Below are 16,511 nucleotides of genomic sequence, written 5' to 3'. Positions count from 1 at the left end.
ACTGTCGCCGTTTGTCGCCACGGCGCCAAAGCTCCTCGACAAAGCACTCAAGGGATCGCTCCAGGCCGCCAGATCACCAGCGAGAACGATGTCGTCGCCCCGTCGCACAAGAAGGTGTTCAAGGCGCGTGTCTATTTCATCTGGAGGACCACCATCGCGCCGGAGCAGCGCGAGCGTCTCAATCGCGCGACCGCGGAGGCGGACGCTTCAGACTTAAAAGCTCCGTCACGTCATGCCGATCGGCTGCGGATGAGATAGCAATTTTCAGCCATTTTCCGTCTGGGTATGTTCGGGCTTCATCGTAAAGCTTCACCAGCTGCGAGCGCCACCCGTAACGCCGCGCCTCAAACTTCTCTCGCTCTGCTGCCCCCAAGACCACCTCGACCGAAAACAGCCTGTATTCCGGCAGGAACGTGCAGAATGCCTTGGATTTCTTGTAACGCAGGGACCAACCACGCTTCTTGCCACGATAGAGCCAATCCGGCACGAAAACATCGGGGTAGTATGCCTCGATCCATTTTCGCAGCTCGGCCCAATGCCCGAACGCCTTCGGCCCGATCCAGTCTCGGACAGTGCTGTCGTCGGGCGATGCTGATTTGTCGGTGATCCTGTCGCCGATCTGGGGGGACTGTTCCATGCCGCTTTCCTTTACACCGCAACTCTCACGTTGGTTTCGGAAGACCTGGTGTGCCGCATCATCGGCAGATCAATAGCGAATGAGCCCGAACAGGCCGAATAATCCGCCCGCGTCCTGCCAAAGCTCGACAACCTTCCATCCGCCGGAGCGGGCAAGCCGCTCGAAGCTCTCCGCAGTATATTTTCGGGAGCTCTCAGTATGAATGCTTTCCGACGTTCTGAAACTAAACGCGCGCTCGCAGAGGGTAACGTGCTGATCGCACACGCTGACCAGATGCATCTCTACTGCTTTCTCGATCTCGTTCCAGCGCGCCACGTGCTTGAACCGCTCTAAACAGAAATCGCCGCCCAGTTCGGCGTTGATCCGCTCAAGGAGGTTGAGGTTGAAAGCGGCTGTCACACCGGCGCTGTCGTCGTAAGCACGCAGAAGCGTATCTACGTTTTTCTGGAGATCGACACCGATGATGGCACGTCCGTTTTTGCCTAAGTGTCGCCCCATCTGCATCAGCAAGGTCTTCGCCTCGCTCGCGTTCAAATTCCCCATCGTCGAGCCAGGAAAAAATCCTGTCCTGCCGCCGCTGGAGCCATCGAACGGAACCTCAAATGCATCCAGGAAATTGCGCTCGATGGGGCGGACCCAGAGCGACGGGAAGCGCGAAGCGATCCTCCTGGACGTTTCTGCAAGGAAAGCATCGGCGACATCGATCGGCACGTAGCCTCGCGGGTCACGCAGGCCCGCCAACACAAGCTCCGTCTTAACGCCGGCTCCCGCACCATACTCGATGAGAACCGCGCCAGGCTCTACAAAATCGGCGATGTCACGCTGCCGCTCTCGCAAGATCGACGTTTCGGCTCTGGTCAGATAATACTCATCCTGCCTCGTTATCTCTTCGAAAAGTTCAGATCCACGCTCGTTGTATAACCAACGGCTCGGCAGCGTCTTCACATCAGCGGATAAGCCGCCGACGACGTCTCGGGCAAATGCATTTTCAACAGCGTCGATGCGGTCATTCACGTGAAGCATATTTTCCGCTTTCGGTGACACGGCGGATAGCGGCCGAGGTAAACTCGCGGCCGATATCTTCACCGTGAATTCGTGCCAGGCTCAGTGAGTACGTTACTTGAGGGGTGTCGTCAGAGGGTTGTCATTGGTGTCGAGGACAAAAACAGCGAGCAGCTTCGCCGGCTTCGTCTTGCTCGCGTTGCGGCTGATCGAATGGGTTGCACCCGGCGGCTCCGACCAGCCTTCGCCTGCCCGATAAATGCGCTTCTCGCCGTCGTTCACCTTCGACTCGATCGCGCCCGAGATGACATAAGCGTAGATGAAAGCCGACTTCGCGTGGGTATGGGGCGGGGATGCCGCGCCCGGCGCGTAATCGACCTCCAGGGCGAGCAGCGACTTGCCAGGGACATTGGGAATGGCCGCCTCGAGTTTCTTCGCGACGGTTTCCGCTTCGCGATCATGGGCGCGGATCGGGCCGGCTATCGAGAAGGCGGCGCAGGTGACAGCGACAATGGTCCGGATCTTCATGAGTTTCTCCTTCTGCCTAGAGCTTGGTATTCGTTCTTCATTGTTCCCTCTCGACCTTGCCGGCCTGCTGATTGCCGACACCGAACGGTCAGTCTCGCGGGATGAAGTCGACGTGGGGCCCCGGCTCGATGATGAACACCGCGAGCGTGGCGAGAACGCAGGCGACGGCGGCGACAACCATCGCCATGTGGAATCCCCAAAACAGATGATGACCGCCTTGCTGCAGCACACCGCCGAGCAATGCGATAGCGAACAGCGACCCGGCGCGTGAGACTGCGCTGTTGACACCAGACACGGTTCCGACTCGATCGGACTCGACGGAGGTGAGGACGAGCGTCGTCAACGGCGCGATCGCCAGGCTCATGCCAAGCGCCAACAACAGGATGCTGGGGAAGATGTCCGCCCAATAGGTTGCGTTCGGACCGATACGGAGCGCCATGATGCAACCCAAGGCGACGACGGCGCTGCCGGCGAACAATGGCAGGCGCCTGCCGGACACGCGGCAGAGCATACCGGCGAGCGGCGAGACCACCGTAATCAGCACTTGCAGAGGAAGGAAGGCTAGGCCCGCCACCAGCGTCGGCAGGTGCGCGCCTCGGATCATCACGAACGGGATCAAGGTTAGCATGACCGTGAACGGACCGTAGAGGAGTGCGGTGAACAGGTTCGCGCCGACGATCGACCGCGAGGCGAAGAGCGACGGGGGCAGCATGGCATTCTCGCCTAGCCGCCGCTGTGTGACGATAAGGCCGGCTAAGCCGCCCAGACCGACGATCAGAGTGATGAGCAGCCAAAGGGTCGGACCGGCACCGTTGGTCAGGCTCGTCAGCCCCGCGCCCAACGAGCCGAGCCCGACTGTCGAAAGGACCGCGCCATAGACGTCGATCCGGACGTAGCTGGGCGAGGAGTCCTTGGGTATCCACGCCGTGCCGAAGGCCAACGCGCCGGCGACGATGGGCAGGAGCATCAGAAAGGCCGTCCGCCAGGATCCGTGATCAATGATCGCGCCCGCGATCGCGGGCGCGACGCCACTGGCGACCGCTGCGGCGGCGGACCAGATGCCGATCGCACGGGCTTTCTTGTCGGCGGGAAAGGCCCGCCCGAGCACGGAAAGGCCGTTGGGCAGGATCACAGCTTCGCCCAAACCTTGCAGGAAGCGGCCGCCGATGAGCAGCGCGAAGCTCGGCGCGAAAGCAATTACGGCCGCGCCCAGGCCATAGAGAGCGATCCCCGCGAGGAATATCCGCTTCTGTCCGAACCGATCACCCAGAGCGCCGCCTACCAAGGTCAGGGCCGCGAGCGGAAGGAGCTCGGCGTTCATGACCCACTGCAGGTCAAGCGGCGACAGGCGCATGTCTCGGCCAATCGCCGCGAGCGCGACCGTGACGACGGCGCCGCTGACGAACACGAGGCAGCTGCCCAGGCTCGACGCGGCGAGCACCTTGGTGCTGCCCTGCGCTCCGACGGCCTTAGGCTCGGAGAGCGCCAGGCCGCGATCGGTCAGGGTCAGGGACGCGCTGCTCACGACCTGGCCGTCATGTCAGGTGGCGCGCTTCGCGGCGCGCGGGCTCATTGGCCGGCAGCCGAAGCCGAACTGCCGTGTCCGTTCGCGGATCACTTTTCGCAACATCAATTCAACCTCAAGCAGGCTTGCCATGAACCGCCGTCGCCTCCTGCCCGCGCCGCGCGGCCGGAGGCCACGGCCGAACGACGCCTAAACGTGGATGCGTGCCGTGCTGACGAGGAGCGCGGAACCGTTCTCCGCCCCAAGTTCTCACGGGCGAACGCGAACGATTGTCTTCCCCTTGCGTCGCTCGGTCCGATTGAAGGCGGCGATGGCGTCATCGAGGGTCGAGACGGTGCCGATGTTCGTCCGCAGTCGTCCGTCCCGCAGACGCTGGACGATCTCACCCAGTTGGGCGCGATCGGACTCGACAACGAAGTCGATCGCCAAGCCGTCGGCGGGCCGCGCCTCGGTCGGCCCGGCGATGGTCACCAGCGCTCCTCCCGCTCGAATCAGGCTTGCGGACCGCTTCGCGATGTCGCCGCCGAAGATATCGAAAACCAGATCGACGCCACCGACATCTTTCAGAGCGTCGTTCTCGAGGTCGACGAACTCATTCGCGCCGAAGTCGAGCACCGCCTGACGGTCGGCAACGCGTCCGGTGCCGATGACGTAGGCGCCGGCCTCACGTGCGAGTTGCGTCACCATCGAACCGACGACGCCAGCCGCACCGTGCGCAAGGACGGTCTGCCCCGACTGAAGGTGGCCGTGCACGAACAGTCCTTGCCACGCAGTCAGACCCGGCATCGGCAGGCTCGCGCCCACCGTGAAGTCGACGTCGCCCGGCAGCGGCGCAAGGTTGCGTGCCTCGACGGCCACATACTCCGCCAAGGTGCCGTCGCGATACCAGTCCGTCAGGCCGAACACCCGCTGTCCCACTGACAATCCCGTCGTGCCATAACCGAGAGCGGTGACGACTCCGGCCAGCTCGTGCCCAGGGATCGACGGTGTTCGGTCACGATCGAGGCGATCGGTCCACATCGGGGGCCACGTCAGCTCATCCCAAGTGAAGCCCGATGCATGAACTTGAACGACGATGTCGTTTATCGCTGGCCGCGGTTCGGGCCGCTCCACCAGCTTCATCCCGGCCGTTCCCGCGGCCTGGTCCGTTACGGCGATTGCCTTCATGTGAGTTGTCTCCTCAGTTATTTGCTCCTTTGCTGGATACGTTCCAGCGACAAAAGCCGGTTCGGCATCGCTTGCCAGCGACCATGGGGTAGTTCCGAAAGCGAAGATGGGACGGCGCCTCCACGATCTCAGTTGTCCAGCCCTCGACAAAATCCGCGAGCGGTACCCATTGATGGCAGCGCGGAGTAACATTCTCCAATAGCCGGCATGTATGGTTTCCATTGCAGCGGGGAATAGTGGTGCGACGGTCTTCTCTGCCATTGGTAAATCAAGGCAAGTTGCGAACGCCGCGACGGCATGCCGCCGCGCGGCAAGGCAATAACGATTATCTATCGATTTTATGGCGAGAGATAATTTCCTTCACCGGGGTCCGACCGCCACCGTATGAGACGGCTGTCGGAACCACTTTCAACCCGAAATAAGACTCGAATGACCAATCCTGCGAACCAGAGACGGCGAGCGTGTCGCAACGAGGCGCAGCCGTTTGTAGAGGGATGCAGCCGCGGCGTTATCGACGCAGAACCTTGCCCGCGAGAGCTCGGTCGGGAAGCGCCGCCTCGGTGCCGGCGCATGGTACTCGCGGCCTGTGTGCTCGCGTCCTCGATGGCGTTCATCGATGCGACAGCGTTGCCCGTTGCGTTACCGAGATTGCGCTCAGATTTGGCGGCGGACCTTGCCTCGGTTCAATGGGTTCTCAACGGGTATATGCTGGCGCTCGCCTCGCTGACATTGATCGGCGGCGCCCTCGCGGATGTTTATGGCAAGGCGCGCATGCTCTGGTTCGGTTGCGTGCTGTTCGGTCTGACATCCGCGGCTTGCGCGATGGCGCCTTCGCCCGCCTGGCTGATCGCTGCCCGCGTCGCGCAGGGGGTAGCCGCAGCGATCGTTACCCCCGCCAGCCTCGCCCTGATCGGGGCCACCTATCCGCGCGCGGAGCGGAACCGAGCGATCGGCGTATGGGCCGCAGCGTCGGCTCTCACCACCGCCGGAGGTCCTGTCCTGGGCGGCTGGCTCACCGAGACCTTTGGCTGGCCATCCGTGTTCTGGATCAACCCGCCGCTCGCGCTCGTGGCAGTGGGAGTTCTGCTGGTCTTTGCGCCGAAGGATGGTCGCATTCAGCGCGGATTCGACGTGATTGGCGCCGCGATCCTCGCTTCGGCGATCGGGGCGCTTGCCTGGGCGCTTAGCCAAATCGGCCGCGGTGAAGTTCAGGCCGCCGCGGACGCTTCAGCCCCGTCGGGCACAGTGCTCGTGATTGTCACCGGGCTTGGCATTATCGGGCTCGCCTTCTACGCGCTCTGGGAGCGCGGAAGCGAACACCCGATGACGCCACCTCGCTTGGCGGAGAACCGCGCCTTCCTCGGGCTGAACGTTGTCACCCTGATGGTCTACGCGGGGGTTTCGATCATGTTCTTTCTGCTCCCCTTTGAGCTCATCGATCGCCGCGCCCTGTCGTCGACCGACGCTGGGCTCGCATTCCTACCCTTCACGCTTGGCGTGGGGCTCTTGTCAAATCTCTTCGGCCGGCTGGCAGACAAGATTGGCGCGCGGGCCATGCTCATCGCGGGACCGCTAGGTGCGGCACTCGCCTATATCCTGATGGCGCTTGGCGAGAAAGAATCCCTGATGCTCGGCGTGATCGGACCTATGACCCTACTGGGCCTGTCCTTCGCTGTGCTCGTGGCGCCGCTCACCGCGTCGGTCATGTCGAGTGTGGATCAGGCCGACGAAGGACTCGCCTCCGGCATCAACAATGCGGCGAGCCGGATTGCGCAGCTCGCCGGGGTGGCACTTGCCGCCGGCGTCGCGTCTTTCTCGTCCGGCTACGAAGTCGGCCTCGCCATAGCCGCCGCGACCTCGATCGGCGGCGCCTTTGCGGCCTCGATGACCCTGACACCGGTCATGGCGAAAGCGGACGCAACTTAGAAAGCACGGAATTCAACCGAATTCGATACTTCACTAAATCTGGCAGACACCCTGAACTTACCGGAAGCCGTGTTCAGCGGAGCGTCATGGCTGATCGTTGATCTCGAGCCACGAGCTTTGCGGCGACTTGTCGCAAGCCACGTTTGTCTGCAGCAGCGAGCACATGGCGCAGATATCGCCGGACGACCTCCGACGAGGTGCTGCGTCCCGCATTTGGACGCTATCTGAACCGACGAGCGCTGCTGGTAGCGACTCCCGTCAGAGCGAAGGCCATTCCGGCGACCAGACAGAAGACGGCGCCTTGGTCTCCGCCCAAGCCGAAGATCAGCGAGACCAACGCGGAACCAAGTGACCATCCGACGTAGCGAGCCGAGGCATTCATCCCACTTGCGGCCCCGCTGCGCCCTACGGGTCCAACCGTCATCATCGCCGTGTTGTTCGGGGTCTGAAAAAGACCAAAGCCGATACCGCAAAGAGCCAGTCGCCATACGACATCCCATCTCGCCGGAGATGTCGGCAAGAAGATCATCAGGAGCAAACCGACCGCCAACAACGCCAAACCAATGCTGCAGATCACCGAAGCGGGGTGGCGGATCGTCAAGCGGCCGGCAATTGGGGCCGTGACTGCAGTCATGAACGGCCAGGTTGTCAGAAGAAGACCTGTTTCCACGGCCGAAAGATGCATCCTCGTCTCAAATAGAAACGGCAAGGAGACGTAAGCCAGAATTTGTGCGGCATAGGAGCAGACGGATGTCCACACCGATAGGGTAAACAGAGGTATACGGAAAAGATCGAATGGCAACATTGGCATAGGGTGCCGGAGCTGTTGTCGAACGAAGAGACTGAGACAGAAGAGACCTGCCACGATCTCTCCCGTCGCAATGCGCCCATCGCCAGTACCCAGCGTGCCGACACCGACGACGAAAAGCCCGAACGCCAGCGCATTGAGAGCGGTCCCGATCAGATCGAGAGAGCGCGCAACCCGAACGTCTGGTGGTGCAGCAGCAATAAATAGTGGAACAGTGAGGCCGAATGGCACATTCACCAAGAACAACCAGGGCCATTTTGCCACGGCAAGTACTGCCGCCGCGATGGTGGGGCCCAATGCTCCAGGTATCGCCACTGCTAATGCGACTAACGCGAAGCCCTTGCTGACCATGTGATGCGGATAAATCACGCGTACAAATGCCATGCCGGCCACAGAAACTCCAGCTGCCCCGGCACCCTGAATTAGGCGCGCACTCACCAGCATCGGCAATGTTGGAGCGAACGCGCAACCCAACGACGCGAAAACAAAAATAGCCAGGCCGGCGGTATAAACGCGCTTCAGACCGAGTGATTCGACCAGACTTGCAACGGGCAACAAGCAGACCGTTGCCGAAAGCTGATAGGCATTCACGACCCAAACGGTCGCGGCGTCCCTGCTTGCGAATGAACGCGAGATGTTTGGCAAGGCGATATTCACGATCGCGCTTCCGAGGGAACTTAGACCAAGTCCAAGCAAGATGCAGAGCATTAACCAGCGGCGCTGAGCCGCCGTCAGACCGTCGACGCCACCCATCAGTATGCAATTTCCGGCGTGAACCTTGAAGGCTTCGGCTCGTGTCGCGCACCGCGCCTGCCGCTCACGAGTAGTCACCTCCGCTCTGCTGACTGAGGTTGCCGAGGTAGTCGCGCTTCCCGATCTTCGCTCCGAGGTGCCGAAGGATCGCGTGCGCAATCGCGATGTGGAAGAAGAAGTCGGGCAGCACCAGGTGCCGGATGTAGTCGTCGCCACCGAACCACCCGCGCACGATAGGCGGTGTCAGTTCGTATGTGCGGGACTGCGCGTTGTCCATCTCGTCCGGCCGCACGTTTTGCAGGAAGCCGCGCGTCTCGAGGAGCCGCCCCTTCAGTGCCGGGTACATCATGAGGGTGTTGTGGGGAGCAGGCGCGTCGCGCTGCATCAGCTTCGCCATGTGGGCGTCGACCTTATTGCAGCTTACAGAAATCTGCTCTCCGAAACTCAGCATGTCGGACGCGAGCCGCTCGCCAAGGATCCTTCCAGGCTCATATCCCTTGGTCCGCTCGAGTGCTTGGGCGTGGTCGAGATAGTCGTCCATCACGTTCACTCCGTGCACCATGACAGGGACCGTGATGTCATAGACCGAGAGGGACACGTCGAACTCCATCCGCTCGTTTTTACTCTGAACGTCAGTCAGTGACGCAGCACGGGATATCCATTCACATAAATCCAGTCCGTGGCCGTGGCAGGCAGGTGGCACCCCTGGCAATCGGAACGATAGTCCGTCGAGGTGGTTTTGAGCGGCTTGTCCGCGTCGAACCACGACCATCCCCACCCGTCGCCCCACAACGGGTTGCCGGGGTGCGTTCCCTTACTGTCTCTCACCATGACGAACCAGCCCTTGAGCTTGTCGGCGTGGCTTACCGTGCCGGTGGTCATCTCGTTGGTCGAAGTCGCGAAGACTTCTTTCACCAGAACGGCGCCGTCCGGAAAATGCCCCGTCTTCCGGTAGCCGTCGATCACCCCCGGGGATGCGTACACGGCGTGGATTTCATTCGAGCCCTGGCCGCTCTCAGCCGCAATCGCCCAGGTGCCGAGCGCTTGGTAGAGGGTTCGGTAGTCCGCCGGCACGCGCAGGTGCCCAGCGCCGTCTACCACGTTCGCGGTCGGGCCGGCCGGAGCCGCTCCGTTGATCTGCGCGAGCGCTGCCACGGCGCCGGTGACCAGGGAGACGGCAACAGCGAGGCCGATAATCCTCGATAGTTTCATGGGGATCTCCTCTACCGCTCGCGCGCTGTGCACTCTGATCCAGTGAAACGGCTTCAATCATTGCTTCAATCGCTGTGTGGCCAACCGCGCGCTCGGCCTAGCCAGCCCTAAAGATCGGACTCGGCCGACAAAATTAGAAATTCTCTTTGGACATGTATTCGATAAGCAGAAGATATCGTCGTACGTGAGCGCTGTGAGCGCCGACCCGACCGTCTTACGTCGTAGTAGGCAACTGCGAGTGCGCGGTCGTCGAAGGGCACTTCAAACTGGCTCATCGCCAGGTTTGCCCGGATATTGCTCCCCACCTTCTACTGCCCTCACTCGGACGTGGAAGCGGCCTGGCGCAGCGAGGCCAGGATTTGCGTCGGCTCCTCTCGTATCGTGAAGTCCGGCTCGACGAATGCGCTGCGGATCCGGCCTTCCGCGTCAATCACATAGGTCGCGGGAATAGGTAACATCCACTCCGGTGACCCGTGCCGGGCGCCGAAGTCGAATCCTAGCCCGGAATAGTGCGCTTTGGTCTCGTCGGGCACCCGGAACAGCACGCCATACGACATGGCAACGCCATAGTCGACGTCGGAGAGCACCTTCAGGTCCAAGCCTAGGCTCCGCTTGAGCTGCCGCGGGAAGTCCCTCGTCTCGGGTGTCACCACTGCGAGGGTCGCACCGATGCTCTCGAACTCATCCTTTGCAGCCTGCAGGGCGCAAAGCTCAGCGGTGCAGAAAGGACACCAGCCGCCTCGGAAGAAACTCAGGACGAGGGGTCCTTTGCGGCGCAGCCGTTCGGAGGAGTGGAGACGGCCATCAGCGTCCGGCAGGAGGAAGCTCGGCGCGTCATCTCCAACCTTCAGAGCGTGCGATGCCACGTCTGTATCTCGGAGCCAGCGCACGAGGTGGTTGTATGACTCCCAATCCGCAGCGCTGAACGTCGTCAACAACTCGGTGCGAATCCGGGCGAGTGTCTTGTTGGTTTGATTTAACATCGGTTGGGAGTCATCGGGCTGAGGATCGATTGGCTGGAAGCGGCTGGCCGTCGGCGTGCGTGTCGTGGTCATGCGGGCGCCCTCGACACCACCGGGACCGCTGCGTGCGGCACGCCCCGGTCGGGGGCTTCGACCGACCAGTCGCGAAGCCGCGCGACCTTGACGAATGCGTCCAGCGCCGGGGAGTAGCGGCGCCCTTGCACAGCCAGTAGGCGTACCTCCCGTGAAACCAGGTTGCCTTCGAGCGGGATGGTCTTGAGCGTCGGAAGGCGCGGCATGTGCTCGGGCGCGAGCATCACGCCAAGGCCGGCCGCGGCCATGTGCTGCAGGTGCAGGTCGTGACCGCTGCAGTGGCCAAGCTGGGGCGGGCTCTCGGGGAAATACGATTTCTGGATCTTCGGGGCCACGTCGCAGTCGGCGCGTTCGAGCAAGATGGTCTCGCGGAGGTCGTCGATGCCGATCGAGGGACGATTTGCGAGCCGGTGCGTCGGCGCGAGAACCACAACGTAGCGCTCCTCGAACAGCGACCAGTCATCGATGCGGGCGGGCACATCCTGCACGTCCCCAACCATTGCGACGTTGATCTCACCCTCAAGCAAGAGGTCGACGAGCTTCTTCGCCGCGCCCTCGCGCAGCTCGACGTGAAGTCCAGGAACGAACTTTGCGATCTCCGCGATCGGATCGAGGACGAGCGACGCCGAGATGGAGGGGGCAAGGCCGATCTTCAGTGGCGCAACGTCCTTGCGTTGGAACTCCTGGGCTCGGCGACGCACCGCCTCTGCCGAGGCCAGTGTGCGCTCGAGCATCGGAAGGACCTCCTTTCCAAGATCGGTGAGTTGGGTGAGCTGGCGTTCGCGGTAGATCAACTGGCCGCCGAGTTCCTGCTCGAGCTTCTGCACCCCCTTGGTCAACGCGGGCTGCGTGACATTGCACTGCTCGGCCGCGCGGGTGAAGTTGAGCGTGGACGCGACGGCGAGGAAGTAGCGAACCTGATGAAGCTCCATGGGTTGTTATGTTCTCCGTCAAGGTGCGACTGTCGATAGAGACAAGCCTTTGCAATCGACGGCGTGACAGGCACGTCGCGATCATGGGAAGTAGATGCGACTTGCCTGCGCAGGTTGGAACGGCTCGGCCTATTGATTAGGACGCACGGACACGCTTTCAGGAGTTTCTGAGAGCCAGGTTAGTGCATGCGAGATGGGCGAGTACCGAACGGGCGGCGGCGCCGCCGCGTACCCATGTTCGTCACCTTCGTCAGTGCAGAAATCAATCGTGCGACAGCTAGCGGAGCAAGCCTCAACGATAATTCGTCAACCGCCAATCGTCTGTTTCTTACCAAGCCTGGCTAAACGCGAGACTGGGCGGCATAGCGAACCCAGAGTCGAACTCTCGTGGCAGCATGGCCCTTCCCGACGGAGCGGCGTCAGGCATGGAGGGTCTCGCCGCCCTTGGCATCTTCGAAGTATTGAGGTGCCTCGCGACGGTCGTATTTCCCGTAGTCGCGCACGATCCGCACTCTACGAACCCTTGCCTTGTCATCCGGCGCGGAAGCGTCCTCGTAAGCCTGCGCTGCGGCGGCGTCCTTCCAGGACATGAGCAGAATCAGGTCGCCAGGCGTGAGCACTGCTTCGAAGATGTCCCAGGACGTGAAGTCGGCGGCCCAAGGGTTCAGTCCGAGCCACTCCGCGCAGTCGTACGGATTGTCGGTCTGCTTCCACTCCGCGGGGCGCGTCGCGTTGATCAGCGTGACTGTCAGCCCCTCCCCGACTTCGGTCTCATCGAGCCGCTGCTCCCTGAGGGCGTAACCCACGGGCACCTTATTGTCGGCAGTGATCTGACCGACGCGGAGGTGGTAGCCTGCGAGTATTTCATCGCGGCCCTTCTGCTGGACCTCGTGATGGCGCATGCGGATGCGCCAACGGACGAGCGACTTCTCGTCCCGCCAGTTCGAAAGCGAAAGGATCCAGCCCTCGCGTGTCAGGCTCTTGTAGCGGATGTTGTCGACGAAGCCCTCGACCTGCTCCAGCTCGGGGCGCAGCATGTTGGCGTTGTCGAGGTAGTTATCCCACTTCCCTTTATGGGGGAGGGCTTCGAAAATCACGGAAAACATAGTCTTATCTCGTTCCTAGAGTGCCGCGATGTAGTCGATTCGGTGTCGAAGTGGCCCGACCATACGTCGCATTCACGGTGATTCGCCGGATGGGAAGCCCCCGCGGGCGCGTTCCCGCTTTTCCGCATCTCCGGCCTTCCCGCCACACCGCGGTAGTCACTGACCGCGGGGAGTTTTGGATGACGGCGTGCGCGTGATCCGCGTACCGACAAAGCTGCTCCGGCCCCCCGCATCGTCGACACGCGGGAGACAGAGGCGGACCAGCGTGCCGCCACCTCGCTCGCTCTCTATACTGATCGCACCGCTCCGCCCTTCGGCGAAGCGCCGAACCTGCGCGAGTCCGCTGCCGCCGCCAGCCGCCTTTGTCGTGAAGTACGGAAGGAACGCCTGCGACAGGACCTCCTCAGACATGCCCTCCCCCTCGTCGGCGACGACAATCTCAATGAACCCGCGGTCCGCGCTAAACGGCTCGACATTCCGCGCCGCGACGGTGATCGTGCCGCCGGCCGGCATGGCATCGTCTGCGTTTCGGCAGAGATTCAGGAGCGCAAAGTACAGCTCTTCCGGGTCGGCATTGAAGGTCCATAAGTCAGGCGCGATCTCGGTGCGGACAGTGATGTCCGGGCGCAACGCCCAGTCAAGCGTACCCGCGATCGCTGCGAGACGACTGCCTGCGACAAAGCCGTCGATCGACTTGCGGCATGGTCGCGCAGTATCGAGGAGCTGGCGGCTGAGCGACACGCCTCGCGTAATCGCCTCCTGCATTTTGCCAACGATCGCCTCTCGATAAGCGGCGTCGCTCCGGCACTCGAGCAGCCGCAGGCCGCCGCTGATCACGGCGAGAAGGTTGTTGATGTCGTGGACGACGAACTGCGCCACGTCCCCGATCGACCTCTCCCCCTCCGAACCGCGGGCGAAGGCCACGCGGCGCGTGCTTGACCGTGGGGCGGTTCGGAACAGGACCCCGGAGATCTCGCCGTAGCCCCCGACGACCGGAATCTCCACGCGCCTGGACGCGATCACACCGCTGCCGTGACCGCTGACGCTCCGCACTCTCACGCCGAGTGGGCGCTGCACCCCAAGCGCGACGCCGGCGCGGCCCGCAAGCACGACGACATCCTCCGGCAGAGGGCTCTCGACCTCGCCGGGAAAGGAAATGTCGGATGAATATTTGATCAGCATCTGGGAAACTCCTGGCCTGCGATCGTCCAACAGTACGCCAACTTCGGCCTGTACACGCGGGCGGGCGACGACGGCACGAAGATTGGGTCCAGCACCGAAAAATGGAAAATCACCTCTTGCCATGGAGTCGATAGCCGACCGTTATCGGCACGCCGCGCGCCCAGGCGGCAACGCAGCGCTGATCATCATGCTAAGCCAGAACAAGCAGCAAGATATCGATCGCAAAGCCGCAGGGAGCGACTACCGGATCAATGTAGGGCGAAGCTCAGATTGCTGCATGAGAAGATCGAACAGCTACGTGAGCGAAGTCCTGAAGCCAACGGAGGCCATCAGGATGCTGACCGAGCTGCTCGAGCAGTCAACGTCGGATGCACGCGAGTCCGATGCGGAAAGCGAACCGCCATCATGACGCGCAGCTATTGATTTCATGGCGTGACGTCATTTCCAATTCGCCGCACGGAATTCCATGCTTGCACGGTGCCGGGCTCATCCGACGCGCAATCAGGAGGTTACAATGTCAGTTCACAAGCCGGTTCTCACGGTGCCGCACGGCGGCGAGACAGTGACCTCGAGCGGAGGCTCGAGCGTCGAGATGAAGGTGGAGAGCAGCCAGTCCGGAGGCGAATATGGCACTGTCCTGTGGACGGTGCGAGCCGGGGAAGAACCGCCGCTACACACCCACACGCGCGAGGACGAGCTACTATACGTGGTGCAAGGGAAGCTAATCGCGCGGGTCGGCGATGCCCGTATCGAGGTGGGACCAGGCGCCTACGCGGCTCTTCCCCGCGGTGTGCCGCATACGATCGAGGTGGTCGGCGACCAGGCGACCCTGCTGCTCAGCTTCGTGCCGGGTGGGTTGGAACGCTTCTTGGTCCCCCGGAAAGGCGAGCAGCCCGATCCGGCTGCATTCGGCCTGACGTTCCCCTAAGGGCGGGGACCACGGCGCGCGGGAGATCTGGCAGAAGAACTCTTTCCGGTCGCTGAAGCTCGTCTTGGTCGAACCGGACGCGATCTCCATCGCTGCCGCGTGCGTAGCGCGGTTGCGGTGGGCGAAGTTCTTGACGTAGCCGACCCGCGTCGAGACGACGCCGGGCAAACGCCGCGGAACATTGCGCCGGTCGTCCCGACATCGCGAAGGGTGCGCGCGCTTCCAATGTCGCGACGAGTACCGAGGCATCCGGGCCGAAGCTTCCATCTGCCTTCGAACAAGCTTCGGCAAAGGCGGGGCTTCCGGCGACCGCTTGCGCGAGTGCTCGCAGAGGGAAGCGCCGTAGTCCCGCCGCGGCGCCAAGCGTCTTTCAGTCATTCCGATAACGGTCGGCTATCGACTCCATAGCGAGAGGTGATTTTCCTTTCGACCGCCAAGGACTCAATCTTCGAGTGATCGTCGACCGGCGGGAAGGCGTTCCCCAGCACACCGACTTCTCGGCCGCCAAGATCGCCGTGCGCGCCGCGCCGCTTCCTACGGCGATCGTTGTACTGCCCTGCTCTGAGGAGTTCCGTGCCGGGAGCTTAAGAGACGCAGCAACACGCCGGCTGACAAGTACATAGCCCGCCGTGTCAGTGCGGGATCGTGAACGGGAGGTCTTTCGATGATTCTGCCTACCGGTGCGACAGTAGCTGTCGCTGACGGCGAGACGATCCGCCTGTTCCACAATACAGGCGTGAAACCTGGGGTCCACTTGGTCGAGATCACGGCGGCTCCGCCTCAGTCCGCCCACTCGGGCTTGGGTGCGCGGCATCGTTCCGGCTCAGCCAACCCCGACGGGAGGCGGCTCGTCGAGGACGACTTCGCGGCAGCGACGGCGGCTTTCCTGAACAAGCTCAGCCTTGACGGAACCATCGAACACTTGGTCGTCGTCTCCGATCCCAGAATCCTGGGAGAGATGCGCAAGCACTTCAATCGCGACCTGAGAGACAAGATCTTAGGGGAGCTCGCGAAGGACTTCAGCCGGCGTCCGCTCGAGGACATCGCCTCACTGATCGCCGACGCCTGACGCGCCACTGCCGAGCGAACTTCGCCCTTCGTGACTTAAGCGGTTGGCTAACCTACATGCCGTTGCGGATGGTCGCGGTTAAGGGCGATCGTCTGCTGGCATTGAGCTATGAGCCCGCCATGGCAGGCTCGGATCCCCCTCGGGGGAATTGTTAGCGGGAGACCGCTACCTACGCTCCCCCAGACGGCATTCCGAGTTTACGGTTTCCTTGGCCTAGCTCCTGCGCTGGGGTTTCACTCTCCGGCGCATGGATTTCATTGGATGGCACCTATTTCAGAAGCCTCCGCACCACCGTAGACGGCAAGAAGGGCGACAACGAACAAGAGACCATGCGTACGGGTTTTACTGTCGCGCTGCCGATCGATCGTCAGAATTCGATCAAGCTCAACGCCGGTACGGGCATCTACACCCGAACGGGCAGCCAGTTCAGCAACGTCGGGATAGCAACCCGACCAGGACCGAACGCGTTATTTCTCCAGCAAACGAGACTTCTGCAGTTTGATCGATACGAGAGAGAGATCCCGTTTTCCAGACGAAAAACGGGATCTCCGATCGGGCTCGGTCTTGTCGGCGCATATCGCCTTCTTCGGCCCGGAATTTCCGGTTCCGACGCTGCAGGGTAGGTGTCCGCTGCCGGGAGCGATACGAACAGGATTCGGGCGAAGGACTAAACCGGCCGGA

17 protein-coding genes are annotated in these 16,511 nt (G+C 62.2%); 5 read left to right on the top strand and 12 right to left on the bottom strand.

Going from position 1 to position 16,511, the window contains the following annotated elements; translation table 11 throughout:
- Positions 1–178: 178 nt before the first annotated feature.
- The 5 genes from AB7531_RS11045 to AB7531_RS11025 all read right to left on the bottom strand — a co-directional run bounded on the left by AB7531_RS11045 (position 179) and on the right by AB7531_RS11025 (position 4,859).
- Positions 179–637, bottom strand: coding sequence for a DUF3788 domain-containing protein (locus tag AB7531_RS11045; protein ID WP_063981748.1), 459 nt, complete (start codon positions 635–637; stop codon positions 179–181).
- A 69-nt stretch (positions 638–706) separates the two neighbouring features.
- Entirely contained in the window at positions 707–1,660 is a 954-nt protein-coding gene (gene egtD / locus AB7531_RS11040) for an L-histidine N(alpha)-methyltransferase (RefSeq protein ID WP_063981747.1), read from the bottom strand.
- A 93-nt stretch (positions 1,661–1,753) separates the two neighbouring features.
- Entirely contained in the window at positions 1,754–2,167 is a 414-nt protein-coding gene (locus tag AB7531_RS11035; RefSeq protein ID WP_063981746.1) for a cupin domain-containing protein, read from the bottom strand.
- Positions 2,168–2,255: 88 nt separating this feature from the next.
- Positions 2,256–3,692 (bottom strand): MFS transporter, encoded by a 1,437-nt coding sequence (locus AB7531_RS11030; RefSeq protein WP_441279950.1) that lies wholly within the window; start codon positions 3,690–3,692, stop codon positions 2,256–2,258.
- 249 nt (positions 3,693–3,941) lie between these two features.
- A complete protein-coding gene (locus AB7531_RS11025; RefSeq protein ID WP_063981745.1) occupies positions 3,942–4,859 on the bottom strand; it encodes an NADP-dependent oxidoreductase in 918 nt (305 codons plus the stop codon).
- Positions 4,860–5,429: 570 nt separating this feature from the next.
- Here AB7531_RS11025 and AB7531_RS11020 point away from each other — a divergent pair.
- Complete coding sequence (locus tag AB7531_RS11020; protein ID WP_063981744.1) at positions 5,430–6,785, top strand: MFS transporter; 1,356 nt, start codon at positions 5,430–5,432, stop codon at positions 6,783–6,785.
- A gap of 220 nt (positions 6,786–7,005) precedes the next feature.
- On the opposite strand, the gene AB7531_RS11015 is transcribed toward AB7531_RS11020, so the two are convergent.
- The 7 genes from AB7531_RS11015 to AB7531_RS10985 all read right to left on the bottom strand — a co-directional run bounded on the left by AB7531_RS11015 (position 7,006) and on the right by AB7531_RS10985 (position 13,833).
- A complete protein-coding gene (locus tag AB7531_RS11015; protein ID WP_063981743.1) occupies positions 7,006–8,346 on the bottom strand; it encodes an MFS transporter in 1,341 nt (446 codons plus the stop codon).
- A 64-nt stretch (positions 8,347–8,410) separates the two neighbouring features.
- The gene (locus tag AB7531_RS11010) at positions 8,411–8,944 is read right to left on the bottom strand and encodes a DUF1993 domain-containing protein (protein ID WP_063986171.1); all 534 of its coding nucleotides are present in this window, start codon (positions 8,942–8,944) and stop codon (positions 8,411–8,413) included.
- A gap of 38 nt (positions 8,945–8,982) precedes the next feature.
- Positions 8,983–9,558: a cytochrome P460 family protein gene (locus tag AB7531_RS11005; protein WP_063986170.1), complete on the bottom strand. Its 576-nt coding sequence runs from the start codon at positions 9,556–9,558 to the stop codon at positions 8,983–8,985.
- A 317-nt stretch (positions 9,559–9,875) separates the two neighbouring features.
- The gene (locus AB7531_RS11000) at positions 9,876–10,613 is read right to left on the bottom strand and encodes a peroxiredoxin-like family protein (protein WP_063981742.1); all 738 of its coding nucleotides are present in this window, start codon (positions 10,611–10,613) and stop codon (positions 9,876–9,878) included.
- Positions 10,610–11,545 carry a LysR family transcriptional regulator gene (locus tag AB7531_RS10995; protein WP_063981741.1) on the bottom strand — a complete coding sequence of 312 codons (936 nt, stop codon included), beginning with the start codon at positions 11,543–11,545 and terminating at the stop codon, positions 10,610–10,612. Before AB7531_RS10995 ends, AB7531_RS11000 begins: the two co-directional genes overlap by 4 nt.
- Before the next feature lie 419 nt (positions 11,546–11,964).
- Positions 11,965–12,651, bottom strand: coding sequence for an antibiotic biosynthesis monooxygenase family protein (locus AB7531_RS10990; protein ID WP_063981740.1), 687 nt, complete (start codon positions 12,649–12,651; stop codon positions 11,965–11,967).
- A 156-nt stretch (positions 12,652–12,807) separates the two neighbouring features.
- On the bottom strand, positions 12,808–13,833 hold the full coding sequence (locus AB7531_RS10985; RefSeq protein ID WP_245328574.1) for an ATP-binding protein: 1,026 nt from the start codon (positions 13,831–13,833) through the stop codon (positions 12,808–12,810).
- On the opposite strand from AB7531_RS10985, the gene AB7531_RS10980 reads away from it, so the two are divergent.
- The 4 genes from AB7531_RS10980 (at position 13,808) to AB7531_RS10965 (ending at position 16,453) form a co-directional block, all read left to right on the top strand.
- Positions 13,808–14,242 (top strand): DUF1003 domain-containing protein, encoded by a 435-nt coding sequence (locus tag AB7531_RS10980; protein WP_245328573.1) that lies wholly within the window; start codon positions 13,808–13,810, stop codon positions 14,240–14,242. The two genes, AB7531_RS10985 and AB7531_RS10980, sit on opposite strands and share 26 nt — an antisense overlap.
- Before the next feature lie 105 nt (positions 14,243–14,347).
- Positions 14,348–14,761 carry a cupin domain-containing protein gene (locus tag AB7531_RS10975; RefSeq protein WP_063986168.1) on the top strand — a complete coding sequence of 138 codons (414 nt, stop codon included), beginning with the start codon at positions 14,348–14,350 and terminating at the stop codon, positions 14,759–14,761.
- A 664-nt stretch (positions 14,762–15,425) separates the two neighbouring features.
- A complete protein-coding gene (locus AB7531_RS10970; RefSeq protein WP_063981738.1) occupies positions 15,426–15,830 on the top strand; it encodes a baeRF12 domain-containing protein in 405 nt (134 codons plus the stop codon).
- Between the two features lie 257 nt (positions 15,831–16,087).
- Complete coding sequence (locus tag AB7531_RS10965; RefSeq protein WP_063981737.1) at positions 16,088–16,453, top strand: hypothetical protein; 366 nt, start codon at positions 16,088–16,090, stop codon at positions 16,451–16,453.
- The last annotated feature ends 58 nt before the right edge of the window (positions 16,454–16,511 follow it).

It is taken from the genome of Bradyrhizobium sp. 63_E2_N1_3 (assembly GCF_052076005.1).
Classification (GTDB): domain Bacteria; phylum Pseudomonadota; class Alphaproteobacteria; order Rhizobiales; family Xanthobacteraceae; genus Bradyrhizobium; species Bradyrhizobium barranii.
Note: the sequence above shows the minus strand (reverse complement) of the source record. Positions and strands in the feature narration are given on the sequence as shown.

Excerpts from the sequence above, each read along its gene's own strand:
- AB7531_RS11045 (WP_063981748.1), bottom strand. The coding sequence starts at position 637 with ATGGAACAGTCCCCCCAGATCGGCGACAGGATCACCGACAAATCAGCA.
- egtD (WP_063981747.1), bottom strand. The coding sequence starts at position 1,660 with ATGCTTCACGTGAATGACCGCATCGACGCTGTTGAAAATGCATTTGCC.
- AB7531_RS11035 (WP_063981746.1), bottom strand. The coding sequence starts at position 2,167 with ATGAAGATCCGGACCATTGTCGCTGTCACCTGCGCCGCCTTCTCGATA.
- AB7531_RS11025 (WP_063981745.1), bottom strand. The coding sequence starts at position 4,859 with ATGAAGGCAATCGCCGTAACGGACCAGGCCGCGGGAACGGCCGGGATG.
- AB7531_RS11020 (WP_063981744.1), top strand. The coding sequence starts at position 5,430 with ATGGTACTCGCGGCCTGTGTGCTCGCGTCCTCGATGGCGTTCATCGAT.
- AB7531_RS11015 (WP_063981743.1), bottom strand. The coding sequence starts at position 8,346 with ATGGGTGGCGTCGACGGTCTGACGGCGGCTCAGCGCCGCTGGTTAATG.
- AB7531_RS11005 (WP_063986170.1), bottom strand. The coding sequence starts at position 9,558 with ATGAAACTATCGAGGATTATCGGCCTCGCTGTTGCCGTCTCCCTGGTC.
- AB7531_RS11000 (WP_063981742.1), bottom strand. The coding sequence starts at position 10,613 with ATGACCACGACACGCACGCCGACGGCCAGCCGCTTCCAGCCAATCGAT.
- AB7531_RS10995 (WP_063981741.1), bottom strand. The coding sequence starts at position 11,545 with ATGGAGCTTCATCAGGTTCGCTACTTCCTCGCCGTCGCGTCCACGCTC.
- AB7531_RS10990 (WP_063981740.1), bottom strand. The coding sequence starts at position 12,651 with ATGTTTTCCGTGATTTTCGAAGCCCTCCCCCATAAAGGGAAGTGGGAT.
- AB7531_RS10980 (WP_245328573.1), top strand. The coding sequence starts at position 13,808 with ATGTCGGATGAATATTTGATCAGCATCTGGGAAACTCCTGGCCTGCGA.
- AB7531_RS10985 (WP_245328574.1), bottom strand. The coding sequence starts at position 13,833 with ATGCTGATCAAATATTCATCCGACATTTCCTTTCCCGGCGAGGTCGAG.
- AB7531_RS10975 (WP_063986168.1), top strand. The coding sequence starts at position 14,348 with ATGTCAGTTCACAAGCCGGTTCTCACGGTGCCGCACGGCGGCGAGACA.
- AB7531_RS10970 (WP_063981738.1), top strand. The coding sequence starts at position 15,426 with ATGATTCTGCCTACCGGTGCGACAGTAGCTGTCGCTGACGGCGAGACG.